The sequence below is a fragment of the Streptomyces sp. NPDC048370 genome (assembly GCF_043200825.1).
Classification (GTDB): Bacteria; Actinomycetota; Actinomycetes; order Streptomycetales; family Streptomycetaceae; genus Streptomyces.
Window position 1 is genome coordinate 194414 of record NZ_JBICYI010000005.1, and the last position, 18989, is coordinate 213402.

General features: G+C 71.8%; 16 protein-coding genes. 6 read left to right on the top strand and 10 right to left on the bottom strand.

Annotated features, from left to right (window positions below):
- Positions 1-7 precede the first annotated feature (7 nt).
- The 5 genes from modA (at position 8) to ACGFYP_RS13990 (ending at position 5965) form a co-directional block, all read left to right on the top strand.
- A complete protein-coding gene (modA, locus tag ACGFYP_RS13970; RefSeq protein WP_393491619.1) occupies positions 8-808 on the top strand; it encodes a molybdate ABC transporter substrate-binding protein in 801 nt (266 codons plus the stop codon).
- A gap of 97 nt (positions 809-905) precedes the next feature.
- A complete protein-coding gene (locus ACGFYP_RS13975) occupies positions 906-2861 on the top strand; it encodes an ABC transporter permease (RefSeq protein ID WP_393491624.1) in 1956 nt (651 codons plus the stop codon).
- Positions 2862-2993: 132 nt separating this feature from the next.
- The gene (locus ACGFYP_RS13980) at positions 2994-4145 is read left to right on the top strand and encodes an acyl-CoA dehydrogenase family protein (protein WP_361962459.1); all 1152 of its coding nucleotides are present in this window, start codon (positions 2994-2996) and stop codon (positions 4143-4145) included.
- A 44-nt stretch (positions 4146-4189) separates the two neighbouring features.
- On the top strand, positions 4190-4975 hold the full coding sequence (locus ACGFYP_RS13985) for an electron transfer flavoprotein subunit beta/FixA family protein (protein WP_393491627.1): 786 nt from the start codon (positions 4190-4192) through the stop codon (positions 4973-4975).
- A 33-nt stretch (positions 4976-5008) separates the two neighbouring features.
- The gene (locus tag ACGFYP_RS13990; protein ID WP_361962175.1) at positions 5009-5965 is read left to right on the top strand and encodes an electron transfer flavoprotein subunit alpha/FixB family protein; all 957 of its coding nucleotides are present in this window, start codon (positions 5009-5011) and stop codon (positions 5963-5965) included.
- Positions 5966-6061: 96 nt separating this feature from the next.
- On the opposite strand, the gene ACGFYP_RS13995 is transcribed toward ACGFYP_RS13990, so the two are convergent.
- The 4 genes from ACGFYP_RS13995 to ACGFYP_RS14010 form a co-directional block, all read right to left on the bottom strand.
- The gene (locus tag ACGFYP_RS13995; RefSeq protein ID WP_361962173.1) at positions 6062-6442 is read right to left on the bottom strand and encodes a zinc ribbon domain-containing protein; all 381 of its coding nucleotides are present in this window, start codon (positions 6440-6442) and stop codon (positions 6062-6064) included.
- A 160-nt stretch (positions 6443-6602) separates the two neighbouring features.
- Positions 6603-7316, bottom strand: coding sequence for a TetR family transcriptional regulator (locus ACGFYP_RS14000; RefSeq protein ID WP_393491631.1), 714 nt, complete (start codon positions 7314-7316; stop codon positions 6603-6605).
- 84 nt (positions 7317-7400) lie between these two features.
- Positions 7401-8162 carry an SDR family NAD(P)-dependent oxidoreductase gene (locus ACGFYP_RS14005; RefSeq protein ID WP_393491634.1) on the bottom strand — a complete coding sequence of 254 codons (762 nt, stop codon included), beginning with the start codon at positions 8160-8162 and terminating at the stop codon, positions 7401-7403.
- Positions 8163-8223: 61 nt separating this feature from the next.
- Positions 8224-9378 (bottom strand): acyl-CoA dehydrogenase family protein, encoded by a 1155-nt coding sequence (locus tag ACGFYP_RS14010; RefSeq protein WP_393491637.1) that lies wholly within the window; start codon positions 9376-9378, stop codon positions 8224-8226.
- Positions 9379-9512: 134 nt separating this feature from the next.
- Between ACGFYP_RS14010 and ACGFYP_RS14015 the strand changes: the two genes are divergently transcribed.
- A complete protein-coding gene (locus ACGFYP_RS14015) occupies positions 9513-10118 on the top strand; it encodes a TetR/AcrR family transcriptional regulator (protein ID WP_361962165.1) in 606 nt (201 codons plus the stop codon).
- 136 nt (positions 10119-10254) lie between these two features.
- Here the strand turns inward: ACGFYP_RS14015 and ACGFYP_RS14020 are convergent, their stop codons facing one another.
- The 6 genes from ACGFYP_RS14020 to ACGFYP_RS14045 form a co-directional block, all read right to left on the bottom strand.
- Positions 10255-11469 (bottom strand): GNAT family N-acetyltransferase, encoded by a 1215-nt coding sequence (locus ACGFYP_RS14020; protein WP_393491642.1) that lies wholly within the window; start codon positions 11467-11469, stop codon positions 10255-10257.
- Between the two features lie 10 nt (positions 11470-11479).
- A complete protein-coding gene (locus tag ACGFYP_RS14025; RefSeq protein ID WP_393491645.1) occupies positions 11480-12721 on the bottom strand; it encodes a glycoside hydrolase family 6 protein in 1242 nt (413 codons plus the stop codon).
- 242 nt (positions 12722-12963) lie between these two features.
- The gene (locus ACGFYP_RS14030; RefSeq protein ID WP_361962157.1) at positions 12964-14100 is read right to left on the bottom strand and encodes an XdhC/CoxI family protein; all 1137 of its coding nucleotides are present in this window, start codon (positions 14098-14100) and stop codon (positions 12964-12966) included.
- Between the two features lie 43 nt (positions 14101-14143).
- A complete protein-coding gene (locus ACGFYP_RS14035; protein WP_393491648.1) occupies positions 14144-15619 on the bottom strand; it encodes an NCS2 family permease in 1476 nt (491 codons plus the stop codon).
- A gap of 358 nt (positions 15620-15977) precedes the next feature.
- On the bottom strand, positions 15978-18380 hold the full coding sequence (gene pucD / locus ACGFYP_RS14040) for a xanthine dehydrogenase subunit D (protein ID WP_393491651.1): 2403 nt from the start codon (positions 18378-18380) through the stop codon (positions 15978-15980).
- Positions 18381-18382: 2 nt separating this feature from the next.
- Positions 18383-18988: a (2Fe-2S)-binding protein gene (locus tag ACGFYP_RS14045; protein WP_329114280.1), complete on the bottom strand. Its 606-nt coding sequence runs from the start codon at positions 18986-18988 to the stop codon at positions 18383-18385.
- Between the last annotated feature and the right edge of the window lies 1 nt (position 18989).

Here is an 18989-nt window from a genome sequence, read left to right on the forward strand (position 1 = left end):
CCTTCCCATGTCCCGCACCCTCACGTTCACCGGACGCCGGGCCGCCGTGGCCGTCGCCACCGTCGCGCTGCTCGTCCCGCTCGCCGCCTGCGGCGAGGAGGGGGCCGCGAAGGACGCCGGCGCCTCCAAGGGCGGCACGCCCCAGGCCAACCTGACGGTCCTGGCCGCCGCGTCGCTCACCGACGTCTTCAGGACGGCGGGCGCCGCGTACGAGAAGTCCCACCCGGGCACCGAGGTCACCTTCTCCTTCGCCGGTTCGCAGGAGCTGGTCGCGCAGGTCGCGCAGGGTTCGCCCGCCGACGCGCTGGTCACCGCCGACACCAAGAGCATGGACAAGGTCAAGGCGGACACCGGCACCCCGGCGGTCATCGCCAAGAACCGGCTCGTCATCGCCACCGTCGAGGGCAACCCGCACAAGGTCGACGAGCTGAAGGACCTCGCCGACACCAAGCTGAAGGTCGTGCTCGCAGCGCCGGAGGTGCCCGCGGGCAAGTACAGCCAGAAGATCCTCGACGCCCAGAAGATCACGGTGAAGCCGGTCTCCCAGGAGCCGAACGTCCGCGCCGTGCTCAGCAAGGTCGAGCTGGGCGAGGCCGACGCCGGGCTCGTCTACAAGACCGACGCCGCGAGCGCCGAGGACAAGGTCGACGCCGTCGAGATCCCCGACGCGCAGAACGCGATCGCCGAGTACCCGGCGGCCACGCTCAAGGACTCCAAGAACGCCGAGGCCGCCGCCGCCTTCGTCGCGTGGCTGTCCTCGCCCGAGGGGCAGAAGATCCTCCAGGACGCCGGCTTCCAGAAGCCGTAGCCCCGGAAGAAGCCGAGGGGGTGGGGACTGCCCGATCCGGGGGGACGGTCAGTCCCCACCCCCTCCTCCGCTCCACCCGAACCCGCAGGAACCACCGATGAAACGAACCGGCGGCCGCACCACCGGCCCCCGCGCGCCCCTCGCCCTGGCCGTCCCGGCCCTGGCGGCCGTGGCGTTCCTGCTGCTGCCGCTGCTCGGCATCCTCGTACGGACCCCGTGGGGCGAACTCGGCGACCACCTCGGCTCGCCCGGCACCGTCGAGGCCCTGCGGCTCTCGCTGGTCGTGTCGTTCTGGTCGCTCGGCCTCTCCCTGGTCCTGGGCGTGCCCCTGGCCTGGCTGCTCGCACGCGTCTCGTTTCCCGGGAAGGCGATCGTCCGCTCGCTGGTCCTGCTGCCGATGGTGCTGCCACCGACGGTCGGCGGGGTGGCGCTGCTCCTCGCGTTCGGCCGCCGCGGGCTGCTCGGCCCCTGGCTGGAGAACACCTTCGGCATCACCCTCCCCTTCCACACCTCGGGCGCGGTCGTCGCGGCCACCTTCGTGGCGATGCCGTTCCTCGTCATCAGCCTGGAAGGCGCGCTGGGCGGGCTTCGGCCCCGGTACGAGGAGACGGCGGCCTCGCTCGGCGCGTCTCCGGTACGGGTCTTCTTCACCGTCACCCTGCCGATGGTGGCGCCCGGGCTGATCGCGGGCGCGGCCCTGACCTGGGCCCGGGCGCTCGGCGAGTTCGGCGCCACGATCACCTTCGCGGGGAACCTGCCGGGCACCACGCAGACGCTGCCGCTCCAGGTGTACCTGCTGCTCCAGGACGAGCCGGAGGCGGCGACCTCGGTCTCCCTCCTGCTGCTCGCGATCGCGATGGCGGTGCTGATCGCGCTCCGGGGCCGGTGGACCGGCATCCCGTCCGACCGCCCGCGCCGGACCGCGCCCCCGGCGGACGAGGCCACGCCGGCCGAGGCCACGCCGGACGGGCCGCCGCCCGCCCTGGACGTACCGGAGCAGGCGTCCGCGCCCGGGGAACAGTGGTCGCTCCGGGCCGAGGTCACCGGCTTCACCCAGCTCTCCCTGGACGCCGCGCCCGGCACGACGATCGCCGTCGTGGGGCCCAACGGCGCAGGGAAGACCACCCTGCTGCGCGCGCTCCTCGGCCTCACCCCGCGGGCCCACGCCGCGCTCCGCCTCGGTGACATCGAGGTCACCGACCTTCCGCCGCACCGCCGGCACGTCGCCTGGGTCCCGCAGGACGGCGCCCTCTTCCCGCACATGACCGCCCTCGCGAACACCGCGTACGGCCTGCGCGTCCAGGGTGTCTCCCGGGCCGAGGCCAGGCGCGCCGCCCAGCAGTGGCTGGACCGGCTCGGCGTGGGGCACCTCGCCCACCGCCGCCCTGCGCAGCTCTCCGGCGGTCAGGCCCAGCGCGTGGCGCTGGCCAGGGCGCTCGCGGCCCGGCCCCGGCTGCTGGTCCTCGACGAGCCGCTCGCCGCCCTCGACCAGACCACCCGGGCCCATGTCCGGCACACCCTGCGCACCCACCTCCAGGACTTCGGCGGCGTCTGCCTGATCGTCACCCACGACCCCGTGGAGGCCGTCTCCCTCGCGGACCGCGTGCTCGTCCTCGACGAGGGCCGCGCGCTCCAGGACGACACCCCGGCCGAGGTCACCCGGCACCCGCGCTCCCCCTGGGTCGCCCGGATGCTCGGCCGCAACGCCTGGCCCGGCACCGCCACCCCCGACGGCCTCGCCCTCGCGGGCGGCGGCACCCTCGTCGTCGCCGACCCCCTCCCGACGGGCACCGAGGCCCTCGCCGTCATCGCCCCCGAGGCCGTCTCCCTCCACCGCGAGCGGCCCGGCGGAAGCCCCCGTAACGTCTGGCCCGGCACGGTCCGGGAGATCACCACGAGCGGCAGCCGGCTCCGCGTCCTCGTCACCTCCGACCGGACCCCCGACCTGGTCGCCGAGATCACCCCCCAGGCCGCGGCCGACCTCGGCCTCGCCGACGGGACCCCGGTCTGGACGAGCGTGAAGGCGACCGAGGCGACCGTCGTACCCCTCTGAGAAGTGCCGTGCGGGCGGGGAGTCCGAAACGGCCGAGTCCGCCCTGCCGTCCCCATGCCACTGGCGCCCATGGCACTGAGTGTGTTTTGCTGAGGGTACTCAGTGCCACAAGCCTTAGGGGAGCTCACCATCATGGGCAAGGACTTCGACCTGTATCGCCTGTCGGAGGAGCACGAGATGCTCCGGGAGACGGTCCGCGCGCTGGCGGAGGCGAAGATCACGCCGTTCGCCGCGGCAGTCGACGAGGAGGCCCGGTTCCCGCACGAGGCGCTGCAGGCGCTGGTCGCGGCCGACCTGCACGCGGTGCACGTGCCGGAGTCGTACGGGGGTGCGGGCGCGGACGCACTGGCGACCGTGATCGTGATCGAGGAGGTCGCGCGGGCGTGCGGTTCGTCCTCGCTGATCCCCGCGGTGAACAAGCTCGGCTCGCTGCCCGTGATCCTGTCGGGCTCGGAGGAGCTGAAGAAGACCTACCTCGGTCCGCTGGCGCGCGGTGAGGCGATGTTCTCGTACTGCCTGTCGGAGCCGGACGCCGGCTCCGACGCGGCCGGGATGAAGACCCGCGCGGTCCGCGACGGCGACACCTGGGTGCTCAACGGGGTGAAGCGGTGGATCACCAACGCCGGTGAGTCGGAGTTCTACACGGTGATGGCCGTCACCGACCCCGAGAAGCGGTCCAAGGGCATCTCCGCGTTCGTGGTGGAGAAGGGCGACGAGGGCGTCTCCTTCGGCGCGCCGGAGAAGAAGCTCGGCATCAAGGGCTCCCCGACCCGCGAGGTCTACCTCGACAACGTCCGTATCCCCGCCTCGCGGATGATCGGCGCGGAAGGCACCGGCTTCGCCACCGCGATGAAGACCCTCGACCACACCCGCATCACCATCGCCGCGCAGGCCCTCGGCATCGCGCAGGGCGCCCTCGACTACGCCAAGGGCTACGTCCAGGAGCGCAAGCAGTTCGGCAAGCCGATCGCCGACTTCCAGGGCGTGCAGTTCATGCTCGCCGACATGGCCATGAAGCTCGAGGCCGCCCGCCAGCTCACCTACGCGGCCGCCGCCAAGTCCGAGCGCGTCGACGGCGACCTCACCTTCTTCGGCGCCGCCGCGAAGTGCTTCGCCTCCGACGTCGCGATGGAGGTCACCACCGACGCCGTCCAGCTCCTCGGCGGCTACGGCTACACCCGTGACTACCCCGTCGAGCGCATGATGCGTGACGCCAAGATCACCCAGATCTACGAGGGCACCAACCAGGTCCAGCGCATCGTCATGGCCCGCAACCTCCCGTAACCGTCCGTCACTTGACCGCTTGACCGTTTGAAAGGAGCCAGGCCGTGACCCTGAGGATCGCTGTCTGTGTGAAGTACGTACCCGACGCGACCGGTGACCGCGGCTTCGCCGACGACCTGACGGTCGACCGCGACGAGGTCGACGGTCTGCTCTCGGAGCTGGACGAGTACGCCGTCGAGCAGGCGCTGCGCATCTCCGAGGAGTCCGACGACGCCGAGGTCACCGTGGTGACGGTCGGCCCGGACGACGCCAAGGACGCGCTGCGCAAGGCGCTGTCGATGGGCGCCGACAAGGCCGTCCACGTCAACGACGACGACATCCACGGCACCGACGTGATCGGCACCTCCGCCGTCCTCGCCAAGGCCCTGGAGAAGACCGGTTTCGACCTGGTCATCTGCGGCATGGCGTCGACCGACGGCACGATGGGTGTGCTGCCGGCGCTGCTCGCCGAGCGGCTGAGCCTCCCCCAGGTCACCCTGCTCTCCGAGGTCTCCGTCGAGGACGGCACGGTCAAGGGCCGCCGCGACGGCGACGCCGCCACCGAGCTCGTCGAGGCCCCGCTGCCCGCCGTCGTCTCGGTCACCGACCAGTCCGGCGAGGCCCGTTACCCCTCCTTCAAGGGGATCATGGCGGCCAAGAAGAAGCCGGTCGAGGAGCTGGACCTGGACGACCTCGGCATCGACGCCGACGAGGTCGGCCTCGCCGGGTCGTGGACCCTCGTCGAGTCGGCCACGGCGCGCCCGGCCCGTACGCAGGGCACGATCGTCACCGACGAGGGCGACGGCGGCAAGCAGCTCGCCGCGTTCCTCGCCACCCAGAAGTTCATCTGACCCACCGTCACTACCGTTCAGGAGCAAGGAATCATGGCTGAGATCCTGGTTCTCGTGGACCACGCCGACGGTGCGGTCCGCAAGCCGGCGCTCGAACTGCTCACGCTGGCCCGCCGGATCGGCGAGCCGACGGCCGTCGTGCTCGGCGCCGGCGAGGCCGCCGCGTCGATCGCCGCGACCGCCGGCGAGTACGGCGCTGCCACCGTGTACGTCGCGGACGGCGCCGAGTTCACCGAGCAGCTCGTCGTGCCGAAGGTCGACGCGCTCACCCAGATCGCGCAGGACAAGGGTGTCGCCGCCGTCCTGGTGACGTCCTCGGGCGAGGGCAAGGAGATCGCCGCGCGCGTCGCCCTGCGCCTCGGCTCGGGTCTGATCACCGACGCCGTGGAGCTGGAGGCCGGTGACGAGGGCCCGGTCGCGACCCAGTCCGTCTTCGCCGCCTCGTACGCGGTGAAGTCGCGGGTCTCGCACGGCGTGCCGGTCATCACCGTCAAGCCCAACTCCGCCGCCCCGGAGGCCGCCCCGGCCGCCGGTACGGTCGAGAACGTCACCGTCGCCTTCACCGGCAACGCCGCCACGGTCGTCTCGCGCACCCCGCGCGTCTCCACCGGCCGCCCCGAGCTGACCGAGTCCGCGATCGTGGTCTCCGGCGGTCGTGGTGTCGGCGCGGCCGAGGGCTTCGAGGTCGTCGAGAAGCTCGCGGACTCCCTCGGTGCGGCCGTCGGCGCCTCGCGTGCCGCCGTCGACGCCGGCTGGTACCCGCACTCCAACCAGGTGGGCCAGACCGGCAAGCAGGTCTCGCCCCAGCTGTACATCGCGGCGGGCATCTCCGGCGCGATCCAGCACCGGGCGGGCATGCAGACGTCGAAGACGATCGTGGCCGTCAACAAGGACGCGGAGGCCCCGATCTTCGATCTGGTGGACTACGGCGTGGTCGGCGACCTCTTCGAGGTCCTGCCGCAGCTGACCGACGAGATCGGCGCGCGGTAGGGACCCTGGGGACCTGGGGACACTCCCCCGGCGAAAGGAAGGGCCCGGTGGCACTCTGTGCCACCGGGCCCTTCCTCTGTGCGTCGTGTACGCGGCTCAGATCCAGCCGTCGAGGGGGACCTCCTCGCAGAGCCGGACGACCGGCTCGTGCCCCGGCACCGCGGCCAGGGAGGAGAGCCTGACGCGGACGCCGGGGCGTACCGCGTGCGGCGGTCCGTCGACCCGGCACCGGACGACGAATCCCTCGGCCATGTGGACCGGCCAGAGGTCGTTGTCGGCCGCGGCGACCCCGCGGCGTACGGAGATCACGCCCTCACCCTCGCTGCGTTCGGGAGCGAGGTCGGTCGACCCGCAGGTCGGACAGAGCAGGCGCTGGAAGGTCGTGGTGTTGCACCAGCGACAGAGCTGGTAGTAGAGCTCGGCGTCGGCGGCCGATTCCTCGGTCCGGACGGCGGTGCTCCCGTTCCTCAGTCCCATGGACCCGGTGTGGAACACGATGCGTTCTCCTTGCACTCGGCGGCTCGACCGTGCATGGAGCAAAGATATGGCACTGAGTGCCAGCAAATAAAGACCTCAGTTCCCTCAATTGATGATACTGAGATCCCCGCCGAAGATCCTGAGCCCTCCTGGGAACCTCTCAGCTGTCGCCGAGGCTCGACTCCACCTCGCGCACCACCCGCCACATCGGCGTGGACCGCTTGGTGATCACCACCACGACGTCCTCGGCATCCTCGCCCGGACCGCCCGCACCCTCGACCGCCTCACCGGTCCAGGTGGCGCGGACGAATTCCAGGGCCCGGTCCACCTCGGCCAGCGGATCGCCCTCGCCGCCCGAGCGCAGCCAGTGGCGCAGCGCGTGGTTGTGCGCGGCGACGACCGAGGCGGCGACCACGTTGGCCCGCAGGGTGCCGTCGCGCCGGTCGGCCCAACGGGTCCGCAGATAGTCGCCGAGCGTCTTCTCGTACCGCCAGACGACCGAGAGTTCGTACGTCCGCAGGCCCGTCACCTCGCGGGTGAGGCGGTAGCGCTGGACGGAGAACGTGGGGTTCTCGGCGTACATCCGCATGACGAGGCGGGTGGCGTCGCAGATCCTGACCAGCGGGTCGTCCGTGTCCGCGCTCGCGGCGAGGAACTCGGTCATGTCGGCGAGGCTCTGCTCGTGGTCGGGGAAGACCACGTCCTCCTTCGACGGGAAGTACCGGAAGAAGGAGCGCCGGCCGACCCCGGCGAGGGTGACGATGTCGTCGACGGTGGTCTGCTCGTACCCGCGCTCCAGGAAGAGCTGGAAGGCCGCGGCGATGAGGGAGTCCCGCATCGCGGGCTTCGTGGAGTTCGTCGAGGCTGTTCCCATGGCCCGAACCTAACATCCGACGGACGGCCCCGCGGCACTTGGTGCCAGCTTTCACCGGCACCAAGTGCTCTCGCTACGGGAGGCTCAGCGGGCCGCCATCCGCAGCGCGCCGTCCATCCGGATCGTCTCGCCGTTCAGGTAGTCGTGCTCGGCGACCATCGTGACGAGCCTGGCGTACTCCTCCGGACGGGCCAGGCGCTGCGGGAAGGTCACGCTCGCACCGAGCCCGGCGCGGATCTCCTCGCTGAACCCGGCCATCATCGGGGTGTCGACGATGCCGGGCGCGATGGTGACGACCCGGATGCCGAACTGGGCGAGGTCGCGGGCGGCGGTGACGGTCATCCCGGCGACGCCCGCCTTGGAGGCGGCGTACGCGATCTGGCCGACCTGGCCCTCGAAGGCGGCGATCGAGGCGGTGTTGACGACGAGTCCGCGCTGACCGTTCTCGTCCGGCTCCCGGCGGGCGATGACCTCGGCGGCAAGGCGCATCACGTTGAAGGTCCCGAGCAGGTTGACGTTCAGGACCGTACGGAAGAGGTCGAGGTCGTGCGGGCCCTTACGGCCCAGGATGCGGGCGGAGGGGGCGATGCCCGCGCAGTTGACGGCGAGCCTCAGCTCGGCGCCGTCGGCCTCGATCCGCGCGAGCGCCTCGCGGACCGGCCCCTCCTCGGTGACGTCGGCCGCGAACAGGGTGACGCCGTCGGGCAGGGGTCCTGCCGCCGCGACGGCCTTGTCCAGGTCCAGGCCGTAGACGGTGGCGCCGCGGGCGGCGAGTGCGGCGGCGGTGGCGGCGCCGAGGCCGGAAGCGGCGCCGGTGACGAGCGCGGCGGAGCCGGCGATGTCCATGGAACTCCTCGAAACGTCAGCGGGGATCGGTTGCGTCGATGAAAGGGCGGAGTGCGGTGGGTCAGCGGGCGAGCTGGCGGCTGATGACCAGCCGCTGGATCTGGTTGGTGCCCTCGAAGATCTGCATGATCTTGGCCTCGCGCATGTAGCGCTCGACCGGGAAGTCGCGGGTGTAGCCATACCCGCCGAGGACCTGGACGGCGTCCGTGGTCACCTTCATGGCCGCGTCCGTGGCGGTCAGCTTGGCCACGGAGGCCTGGCGGCTGAAGGGGCGGCCGAGGTCGCGGCGCCTGGCCGCGTCGAGGTAGGTGGCGCGGGCGGAGTCGACGGCGGCGGCCATGTCGGCCAGGAGGAAGCCGAGCCCCTGGTGGTCGACGATCTTCCGGCCGAAGGTGGTGCGCTCGTTGGCGTAGTCGACGGCGGCGTCGAGGGCGGCCTGGGCGAGCCCGGTGGCGCAGGCGGCGATGCCGAGGCGGCCGGAGTCGAGCGCGCTGAAGGCGATCTGGAGCCCCTGGCCCTCGTCGCCGATGAGCCGGTCGGCGTCGAGGACCGCCCCGTCCCAGTGGGCGGAGGTGGTGGGGACGGCCTGGAGGCCCATCTTCCGCTCGGGCTTGCCGAAGGAGAGGCCCTCGGTCTCGCCGGGGGCGAGGAAGCAGGAGATGCCGTGGCTTCCGGGGGCGGTGCGGGCGAAGAGGGCGTAGAAGCCGGCCTTGCCGCCGTGGGTGATCCACGCCTTGGTGCCGGTGACGCGGTACGCGGCGCCGTTGGGGCCGTCGTCCACGCGCTCGGCCTTGCAGGAGAGGGCGGCCGCGTCGGAGCCCGCCTGGGGCTCGGAGAGGCTGTAGCCGCCGATGGTCTCGCCGGCGAGCATCGCGGGGAGCCAGCGCTCCTTCTGCTCGGCGGTGCCGAAGGAGTGCAGGGGGTGGCAGGCGAGCGTGTGGACGCTGGTGGCGACCGCGACGGCCGCCCAGCGCGCCGCCAGCTCCTCCAGGACCTGGAGGTACACCTCGTACGGCTGGCCTCCGCCGCCGAACTCCTCGGGGTAGGCGAGACCGAGCAGTCCGGCCCGGCCGAGCGTGCTGAACAGGCCTTCGGGGTACGTCTCGGCGGCCTCGTGCTCGTCCACGCGGGGAGAGAGCTCCTTGTCGGCGATCTCCCGGGTGAGGGCGATGAGGTCCGCTGCCTCGGGGGTGGGAAGCAGGCGGTCGACATCCATGGCGACTCTCCATTGACATTCAGCCGCTCGGCACCGGCGAAACGGTACTGGGAGCGGTACGGCAGTACCGTTGAGCGTAGCGCAGAAGGGTTCCGCCGTAACCCCCCGAACGGGTCGACCGGCATACTGTTCAGGTGATCGACACTTCCGCCGCCGGCGCCCCCAAGCTGACGGGCCGCGGCGCGGCCCGCCGGTCAGCCCTGTTCGAGGAGCTGGTGGCCCTCCTGGTCGGCGAGGGCTTCGCGCAGCTGACCCTGGACGATCTCGCGGCCCGGCTGCGCTGCTCCAAGCGCACGCTCTACGGCCTCGCGGACAGCAAGGAACAGCTCGTCAGGGCCGCCGTGGTCCACTTCTTCCGGCGCGCGACCACCCGCGTCGAGGCGGTCCTCGCGGCGGAGCAGGACCCGGCCGAGCGGCTGGCCGCCTATCTGCGCGCGGTCGCGGCCGAACTCGCCCCGGTCTCCCCGCAGTTCTTCGACGACGTGGCCGCCTTCGAACCGGCCGCCGAGGTCTACGAGCGCAACACCCGCGCGGCGGCGGGGCGGGTGCAGCAGCTGATCGAGGAGGGCGTGCGCGCGGGCGTCTTCCGCGAGGTCCACGTCTCCTTCGCGGCCGACGTGATCGCCTCGGTCATGGTCCGCATCCAGCAGCGACAGGTCGCCGCGGCGACCGGCCTCGCGGACGCGGAGGCGTACGGCCAGCTGGCGGAGCTGCTCCTGAACGGCCTGCGGAAGAGCTGAGCCCCCTGGCGGGCGGGCTGCCGCCACCCGCCGCCCGGGCACTCCGCGATGCGGGAGTGCCCGGTGACCCGGTGGCCCGATGGCCCGATGGCCCGATGGCCCGCGACCCGGTGACCCGTGACCCGTACGGGATCGTCTAGAACTCGTCGCAGGTGTGCGGCAGTCGGGGCGTCTGCAGCGCCGCGTCGAGCGTGGCCGCCGCGCCCGGTGTGTGCTCCTCCACGAGGCCCGCCGCCACCAGGTCCACGACCTCCGTACCGCCGAGGTAGCAGGCGCCGAGGTCCCGTACGTCGAAGGAGAGGTCGACCGGGTCACCGGTCGGCTCGTACCGCGCCCCGTCCGGGCCCGAAGTGAGGCGGAAGCGGCCGGAGTTGGCGGGGAGACGGCTGTCGTGCACCTCCAGGACGAGATCGGCGGGGGCGGCCCAGGTCCGGGCCGTCAGCGCCGCGCGGACGTCGACGAGGCGTACCCGGAGCGCAGGGAACTGCCCGGTCACCCGCACCTGGTCACGGTCGGCGGCGAAGAGCAGCAGCGGGTCGTCGAGCGGCCTGCCCCAGGCGCGGACGGTGCCGGTCAGGTCGATCGAGGCGAGGTAGCGCCAGAGCGCGGCGGCGACGGCCGGGGTGTCGGCCTCCACCTCGTCGACGCGGACCACGCCCGGGGTGCGGGTGTCCTCGTTCTCGCCCTTGGTGCGGTAGACGGCGTATCCGGCGACCGGGTCGCCGAGCGCGACGACCCGGGCGGGCGACAGCTCGTCGTCCTCCTCGTCCTCGTCGCGCAGCCACTCGCCGGTCCAGCGCAGCTCGTCCCGGGCGATCCGGCCCGCCCGGAGCCCGCGGGTGGCCTCGAAGCAGGGCCCGACGACGGCGGGGGCGTCCGCCGGGTCGATCAGCCGCAGCGGGCGCTCGTCGGGGTCGATCCGCAGGGCGAGCGGCCGCCGGGAGTCGATCTCGACGGTCAGGCCCTGAGTGGCGGGGCCGAACCCGAACCGACCGTAGATGGCGTCCTCGGAGGCCCAGAGGGCGGCGAGCGGCACGCCCCGCTCCGCGTACCGCCGGAACACCTCGGCGATCAGGGCGGAGAGCACCCCGCGCCGCCGGTGCGTGGGGGCGACGGAGACCAGCGTCAGGCCGGGACAGGGCAGATCGCCGCCGGGTACGGAGAGAGTGAAGGGGAACGCCGCGACGAAGCCGACGAGTCGGTCGCCCTCGTACGCGCCGATCCGTTCGCAGGGCGCCAGCATGTCGCGGTGGTGCTTGCGCCGCTCTTCCTCGGGACGCTCATGGAAGACGAGGTACGAGAGATCGAGGGCACGGTCGAGATGCGCTTCGGGTACGTCGCGAATGTCCATGATCACGACCCTAACCGGCGGCCCGGAGGGGTACGTCACGGTTTTCCGTGCCCCGGACCTGACCGGCGGCCGCGCGGGGCAGGATCGGCGGAAGGGCGAGCCGTACGAGTTCCAACGCCTGGGCCGGGAACCAGTCCCCGGCCTTCGGGTCCACGGTCCCGCGCTCGGGGTCCTTCGGACCGGCCGTCCCGCGCAGACAGTGACCGTCGGACTCCCCCGGCGTCTTGATCCAGAGCTTGGCGTCGTGGAGCGGGTCGCCGGTCGCGGCCGTGGGCCGGGGGCCGAGTCCGCGCCCGGGCGGATTGCACCACTCCTGCGGGTCGGCGTGGACGCCGGCCTTCGGGATCCAGGGGCCGCGGCCCGCGCGGCTGGTGTCGGTGACGAAGTGGGCGCGGTCGGCGGCGGGGCCCGCGGCATGGGTGGTCAGCCAGGCGCGGGCGTCGGCGCGGGGCAGGCTCCGCTCGGGGCAGTCGGCGGGATCGCCGGCCCGGGCGACATGCGCGAGGCAGCCCGAGACGAGGGTGCCGTACCAGGAGCTGTCGGCGTCGGAGTGGTAGTGGGAGACGTTGACGGAGAAGCCGGTGGCGCGGTCGACGCCGGCCTTGACGAGTCGGGGCACGACGGTCTCGACGGTGTGCCAGCCGGGGTGTCCCGCGTCGATGTAGACGGCGGTGCCCGCGAGCGGTTCGAGGGTGTCGACGGCGTGGCGTACGGCGGTGTAGCGGGCGGCTGTCCGGGTCCCGGCGCTGTCGTCCTGGCCGCAGTCGGAGGGCAGCAGGGCGATGCCGTCGGGTTCGAGGACCACGAGGGCGCGGTGGGTGCCGATACCCCGGGCGACGGCGTCGGTCCAGGCGGTGTACGCCGCGTCGGTGGAGGCGCCGCCCGCGGAGTACTGGGCGCAGTCGCGGCCGGGGGCGTTGTAGAGCACGAGGAGGGGCACGGTGCCCTCGCGCGCGGCGGTCTCGACGGTGGTGCGGGCGGCGCGCTCGACCTCGGCGGGGGTGCTGTCCACCAGCCAGACGGCGTGCGGGGCGCGGACCATGGCGAGCAGTCCTGCGGCGGTGCGCACGTCCCCGCGCGCCAGCAGCTCGCGGTGCTGGGTGAGGGCGGCCGGGTTGGGGGCGGGGGCGTGGAGGTGGACGGGGTCCGGCGGGGCGCCGTCGGCCTTCACCGGCAGCAGGGCGGCGGCGAGGAGGGCGAGGGCAGCGGCGGCGAGGATCAGGAGCCGCACGGACCGGACGCGGTCGGGCACGAGCGACGCGGAGGCGGGGGGTACGGGCGCGGGTGCCGAAAATGCCGGCGGCTCGGGCGCGGGGAGTACGGGCGGCGCGGACACGCGGGATGGGGGCGCGGTGCGGGTGGACGGGACGGCGGTGGAGCGGTGGCGCATGGATGACGTCCTCTCGGCGCGCCCCGTCAGCGGGAGCGCTCCCGCGAGCGTCTCCCCACCGCTCCGTACCCGTCAATGACTCGAAAGGCTGGCGTGACTGCCCGTCAGGCGACGGAACCTATCCGTCCGTCGGGTGCGCGCGGTCCGTCGTGGTGGATCGGGGTGTGGGCGCCGGTGAGCGAGACACCGGTGCCGCCACGGCGGTTGGCGACGATCTCGGCCGCGATGGAGAGGGCCGTCTCCTCCGGGGTGCGGGCACCCAGGTCGAGCCCTATGGGGGAGCGCAGACGGGCGAGTTCGAGTTCGGTGACGCCGACCTCGCGCAGCCGCTTGTTGCGGTCCTCGTGGGTGCGGCGGGAGCCCATCGCGCCGACGTAGGCGACGGGCAGCTTCAGAGCCGCTTCGAGGAGCGGGACGTCGAACTTGGCGTCGTGGGTGAGCACGCACAGGACGGTGCGGCCGTCCACCTCCGTGGACTCCAGGTAGCGGTGCGGCCATTCGACGACGATCTCGTCGGCCTCGGGGAAGCGGGCCGGGGTCGCGAAGACGGGCCGGGCGTCGCACACGGTGACGTGGTAGCCGAGGAACTTGCCGACCCGGACGAGGGCGGAGGCGAAGTCGATGGCGCCGAAGACGATCATGCGCGGGGCGGGGACGGAGGACTCGACGAGGAGGGTGAGCGGCTGTCCGCAGCGGCTGCCGTCCTCGCCGATCTCGACGGTGCCGGTGCGGCCCGCGTCCAGCATGGCGAGCGCCTCGCCGGCGGCCGTGCGGTCGAGCGCGGGGTGGCCGCCGAGGGCGCCTTCGTACGATCCGTCGGGACGGACCAGGAGGGCCCGGCCCATCAGCTCCGCGGGTCCTTCGACGATCCTGGCGAGGGCCGCCGCCTCTCCCGAGACGGCGGCGGCCAGGGCGGCGGGGTAGACCCCGCCGCGGACCGGGGTGACGAGGATGTCGATGATGCCGCCGCAGGTCAGACCGACGGCGAAGGCGTCCTCGTCGCTGTAGCCGAAGCGCTCGACGACGGTGGTGCCGTCTTCGAGGGCCTGTTGGCACAGTTCGTAGACCGCGCCCTCCACACACCCGCCGGAGACCGAGCCGATCGCCGTGCCGTCGCTGTCGACGGCGAGCGCGGCGCCCGGCTGCCGGGGCGCGCTGCCGCCGACCGCCACGACGGTGGCGACGGCGAACTCGCGTCCCTGCTCGACCCACCGGTTCAGCTCTTCGGCGATGTCCAGCATCTCGAACTCCTCAGATGTGTGTGTGGAGGGCGGCGGCAGGGCGTCAGCCGACGCCGAGCCAGCTCTCGATCGGATGGATCGCGAAGTACACGATGAAGATCGCGGTCAGGCCCCACATGAAGGCCCCCACTTCGCGTGCCTTGCCCTGCGCCACCTTGATGACGGCGTAGGAGATGACACCGGCCGCGACACCCGTGGTGATGGTGTACGTGAACGGCATCAGGACCACGGTGAGGAACACCGGGATCGCCACGGAGCGGTCGCTCCAGTCGACGTGCTTCGCGTTCTGCATCATCATCGCGCCGATGACGACCAGGGCCGCGGAGGCGACCTCGGCGGGCACGATCGCGGTGAGCGGGGTGAAGAAGAGGCAGGCCGCGAAGAAGGCGCCGGTGACGACGGAGGAGAGACCCGTACGGGCACCCTCGCCGACGCCGGTGGCCGATTCGACGAAGACCGTCTGGCCGGAGCCGCCGCCGACACCACCGATGACACCGCCGGCGCCGTCGATGAACAGGGCCTTGGAGAGGCCCGGCATCCGGCCCTTGTCGTCCGCGAGGTTGGCCTCGGAGCCGACGCCGATGATCGTGGCCATGGCGTCGAAGAAGCCGGCCAGGACCAGGGTGAAGACGATCATGGTGATCGTGATGTAGCCGACGTCGCCCCAGCCGCTGAAGGACACTTCGCCGATGAGCGAGAAGTCCGGTGTGGAGACGGCGCTGCCGTTGAGCTCCGGGGCGCCGGAGAACCAGGCGCCCGCGCCCTTGGCCGGGATGTCGGCGACGGCGTTGACGATCAGAGCTATGACCGTACCGGCGACGATGCCGATCAGGATGGCGCCGGGGATGTTGCGCGCCTGAAGGGCGAAGATCAGAAGCAGGGTGACCGCGAAGATCAGGACGGGCCAGCCCTGAAGCTCACCGAGCGGGCCGAGGGTGACCGGGCCGCCGCCGGGAGAAGGGTTCTCGTGGACGAAGCCGGCCTTGACGAAGCCGATGATGGCGATGAAGAGGCCGATACCGATCGTGATCGCGTGCTTGATGGCAAGCGGGATCGCGTTCATGATCATCTCACGCAGGCCGGTGACCACCAGGAGGCAGATCACCACACCGTAGGCCACACACATGGCCATGGCCTGCGGCCAGGTCATCACGGAGATGACCTGCGAGGAGAGCACACCGGAGACACTGAGCCCCGCCGCGAGGGCGAGCGGGACCTTGCCCCAGAAGCCCATCAGCAGGGTGGTCACGGCGGCGGCCAGAGCGGTCGCCGTGATGAGGGCGGGCTGGCTGAGGACGTTGCCGTCCACATCCTTGCCGCCGAGGATCAGAGGGTTGAGCAGGAGAATGTACGCCATCGCCATGAAGGTGGTGACGCCGCCGCGGATCTCCGTCGCGACGGAGGATCCTCTCTCCGAGATGTGAAAGTACCGGTCGAGCCAAGAGCGGCCGGCGGGGACGTTCGAGCCGGAGCCCGCGTCCTCCGAGGCGGTCTTGGGCTCCACTGACGACTGGGTCATGGGGCCTACTCCCAAGGTTCAAAGGGGCACCCGCATAAGACTTTCCGAAGGTCAGAGAAGCTGCGGGATTTGGGATGGTGCGTTGGCTGCACGACCCGGGGGACGGCCCGAGACGAACTGGGTGAATCACGTCAATCTGGTGTTGCGCGGTACTGCAGGTGTTTCTCGGTACTGCTGGTCCTGCTGGTTACTACGGGTGTTGCTGGTACTGCCGGTTACTACGGGTGTTGCTGGTACTGCTGGTACTGCCGGTTACTACGGGTGCTGCTGTTACTGCTGGTCCCACGGATGGGTTGCTCCGGGCGGTACGGGCTGGGAAGTGTGACGTTCCTGGGAGGCACGCACCGCCCGGAGAGTCCTACAGGGTGCCGGTGAGCGCCTCGGGGCGGACCGGCGTCTTGTTGAGCTCCAGGCCCGTCGCGTTCCGGATCGCCGCGAGGACGGCCGGGGTGGACGACAGGGTCGGAGCCTCGCCGAGTCCCCGCAGGCCGTACGGCGCGTTGGGGTCGGCCAGTTCGAGTACGTCGACCGGGATGGTCGGCGTGTCGAGGATCGTCGGGATCAGGTAGTCCGTGAAGGAGGGGTTGCGCACCTTCGCGGTCTTCGGGTCCACGATGATCTCTTCCATCACCGCGACGCCCAGGCCCTGGGTGGTACCACCCTGGATCTGGCCGACGACGGAGAGCATGTTGAGCGCCTTGCCGACGTCCTGGGCGGTCGCGAGCTCGATGACCTTCACGAGGCCGAGCTCGGTGTCCACCTCCACCACCGCGCGGTGCGCGGCGAAGGTGTACTGGACGTGGCCGTCGCCCTGGCCGGTGACCAGGTCGAACGCGACGGTCGGGCGGTGCCGGAACTCGTGCTCCTGGTCGACGGTCTCGTCCTCCAGGACGTCGGCCAGGTCCGCGAGGACCTCGCCGCCGTCGGTGACGACCTTGCCGCCTTCGAGCAGCAGCTCGGCGGTGGCCCACGCCGGGTGGTACGAGCCGAACTTGCGGCGGCCGATCTCGAGGACGGCCTCGCGCACCTTCTCGCAGGTGTTCTTCACCGCGCCACCGGTCATGTACGTCTGCCGGGAGGCGGACGTCGAGCCGGCGGAGCCGACCTGGGTGTCGGCCGGGTGGATGGTCACCTGGGTGACACCCAGCTCCGTGCGGGCGATCTGCGCGTGGACGGTGACACCGCCCTGGCCGACCTCCGCCATGGCCGTGTGGACCATGGCGACGGGCTCGCCGTTGATGACCTCCAGGCGCACGCGGGCGGTGGAGTAGTCGTCGAAGCCCTCGGAGAAGCCGACGTTCTTGATGCCGACCGCGTAGCCGACACCGCGGACGACGCCCTCGCCGTGGGTGGTGTTGGAGAGGCCACCCGGAAGGGCGCGGACGTCCGCGTCCTCACCGGCCGCGAGCCACTGCTGCTCCGGCGGAAGCGGGCGGGCCTTGACCCTGCGCAGCAGCTCGGCGACCGGGGCCGGCGAGTCCACGACCTGGCCGGTCGGCATGATCGTGCCCTGCTCCATGGCGTTGATCTGGCGCAGCTCCACCGGGTCCATGCCCAGCTTCGCCGCCAGCTTGTCCATCTGCGCCTCGTACGCGAAGCACGCCTGCACCGCGCCGAAACCGCGCATCGCGCCACAGGGCGGGTTGTTCGTGTAGAGCGCGACCGCCTCGATCTCGACGTCGTCGACCACATAGGGGCCGGCGCCGAGCGAGGAGGCGTTGCCGACGACGGCCGGGGAGGCCGAGGCGTAGGCGCCGCCGTCGAGGACGATCCGGGCCTTGAGGTGCGTGAGCTTGCCGTCCTTGGTGGCGCCGTGCTCGTACCAGAGCTTCGCCGGGTGGCGGTGCACGTGGCCGAAGAAGGACTCGAAGCGGTTGTAGACGATCTTGACCGGCTTGCCGGTGCGGAGCGCCAGGAGGCAGGCGTGGATCTGCATCGACAGGTCCTCGCGGCCGCCGAAGGCACCGCCGACGCCGGAGAGCGTCATGCGGACCTTCTCCTCGGGCAGGCCGAGGACGGGGGCGATCTGCTTGAGGTCCGAGTGCAGCCACTGGGTGGCGACGTACAGGTCGACACCGCCGTCCTCGGACGGCACGGCGAGGCCGGACTCCGGGCCGAGGAAGGCCTGGTCCTGCATGCCGAAGGTGTACTCGCCCTCGACGATCACATCGGCCCGCTTGCGGGCCTCCTCCACGTCGCCGCGGATGATCGGCTGGCGGTGCACGATGTTCGGGTGCGGGACGTGACCGATGTGGTGGTCGTCGCGGCCCTCGTGGATCAGCGGCGCGTCGGGGGCGAGGGCGGAGGCCTCGTCGGTGACGACCGGCAGTTCCCTGTACTCGATCTTGACCTTGGCGGCCGCGCGGCGCGCGGTCTCCGGGTGGTCGGCGGCGATCAGGGCCACCGGCTCGCCGTGGTGGCGTACCCGGCCGTGGGCCAGGACGGGGGTGTCCTGGATCTCCAGGCCGTAGTTCTTCATCTCGGCCGGCAGGTCGTCGTACGTGAGCACGGCGTACACACCGGACATCGCGAGCGCCTCGGAGATGTCGATGGAGACGATCTCGGCGTGCGCGACGGTCGAGCGGAGCGTCTGGCCCCAGAGCATGTCCTCGTGCCACATGTCCGACGAGTACGCGAACTCACCGGTGACCTTGAGGGTGCCGTCGGGGCGGAGCGTCGATTCGCCGATGCCGCCCTTGTTGTGCTTCTGGGTGACGTTGGTCGGCGTGCCCGCCGGAGCGGTGCGCGTGTTCTGAGCCATGGTCAGACCGCCTCTCCCTGACGGGCGGCCGCCAGGCGGACCGCGTCGAGGATCTTCTCGTAGCCCGTGCAGCGGCACAGGTTGCCGGAGAGGGCCTCACGGATGTCCTGGTCGGACGGGTCGCTCTGACGCTCGAGGAGCTCGTCGGCGGCGATCAGCAGACCGGGGGTGCAGAAGCCGCACTGGACGGCGCCGGCGTCGATGAACGCCTGCTGGATCGGAGAGAGTGCCAACGGGTCGCTGCCGGCCTCACCGGTCTGCGAGTCGGCCGGCTTGGCCTGCCACTTCTTCGCCGAGTCGAGCGAGGTGCCGCAGCCGCCGGTGCCACAGGCACCGCCCGGGTGGGCGTCCTCGCGGTGCTGCGAGTAGTCGGCCAGACCCTCGACCGTGACGACCTCGCGGCCCTCGACCTGACCGGCCGCGACCAGGCAGGAACAGACCGGCACGCCGTCGAGGCGGACCGTGCAGGAACCGCACTCGCCCTGCTCGCAGGCGTTCTTGGAGCCGGGCAGGCCCATCCGCTCACGCAGGACGTAGAGGAGGGACTCGCCCTCCCAGACGTCGTCGGCTTCCTGCGGACGACCGTTGACCGTGAAATTGACGCGCATG

Bases quoted from the DNA above. Each gene is read 5' to 3' on its own strand.
- modA (WP_393491619.1), top strand. From the start codon at position 8: ATGTCCCGCACCCTCACGTTCACCGGACGCCGGGCCGCCGTGGCCGTC.
- ACGFYP_RS13975 (WP_393491624.1), top strand. From the start codon at position 906: ATGAAACGAACCGGCGGCCGCACCACCGGCCCCCGCGCGCCCCTCGCC.
- ACGFYP_RS13980 (WP_361962459.1), top strand. From the start codon at position 2,994: ATGGGCAAGGACTTCGACCTGTATCGCCTGTCGGAGGAGCACGAGATG.
- ACGFYP_RS13990 (WP_361962175.1), top strand. From the start codon at position 5,009: ATGGCTGAGATCCTGGTTCTCGTGGACCACGCCGACGGTGCGGTCCGC.
- ACGFYP_RS13995 (WP_361962173.1), bottom strand. From the start codon at position 6,442: ATGGGACTGAGGAACGGGAGCACCGCCGTCCGGACCGAGGAATCGGCC.
- ACGFYP_RS14000 (WP_393491631.1), bottom strand. From the start codon at position 7,316: ATGGGAACAGCCTCGACGAACTCCACGAAGCCCGCGATGCGGGACTCC.
- ACGFYP_RS14005 (WP_393491634.1), bottom strand. From the start codon at position 8,162: ATGGACATCGCCGGCTCCGCCGCGCTCGTCACCGGCGCCGCTTCCGGC.
- ACGFYP_RS14010 (WP_393491637.1), bottom strand. From the start codon at position 9,378: ATGGATGTCGACCGCCTGCTTCCCACCCCCGAGGCAGCGGACCTCATC.
- ACGFYP_RS14020 (WP_393491642.1), bottom strand. From the start codon at position 11,469: ATGGACATTCGCGACGTACCCGAAGCGCATCTCGACCGTGCCCTCGAT.
- ACGFYP_RS14030 (WP_361962157.1), bottom strand. From the start codon at position 14,100: ATGCTGGACATCGCCGAAGAGCTGAACCGGTGGGTCGAGCAGGGACGC.
- ACGFYP_RS14035 (WP_393491648.1), bottom strand. From the start codon at position 15,619: ATGACCCAGTCGTCAGTGGAGCCCAAGACCGCCTCGGAGGACGCGGGC.
- pucD (WP_393491651.1), bottom strand. From the start codon at position 18,380: ATGGCTCAGAACACGCGCACCGCTCCGGCGGGCACGCCGACCAACGTC.
- ACGFYP_RS14045 (WP_329114280.1), bottom strand. From the start codon at position 18,988: ATGCGCGTCAATTTCACGGTCAACGGTCGTCCGCAGGAAGCCGACGAC.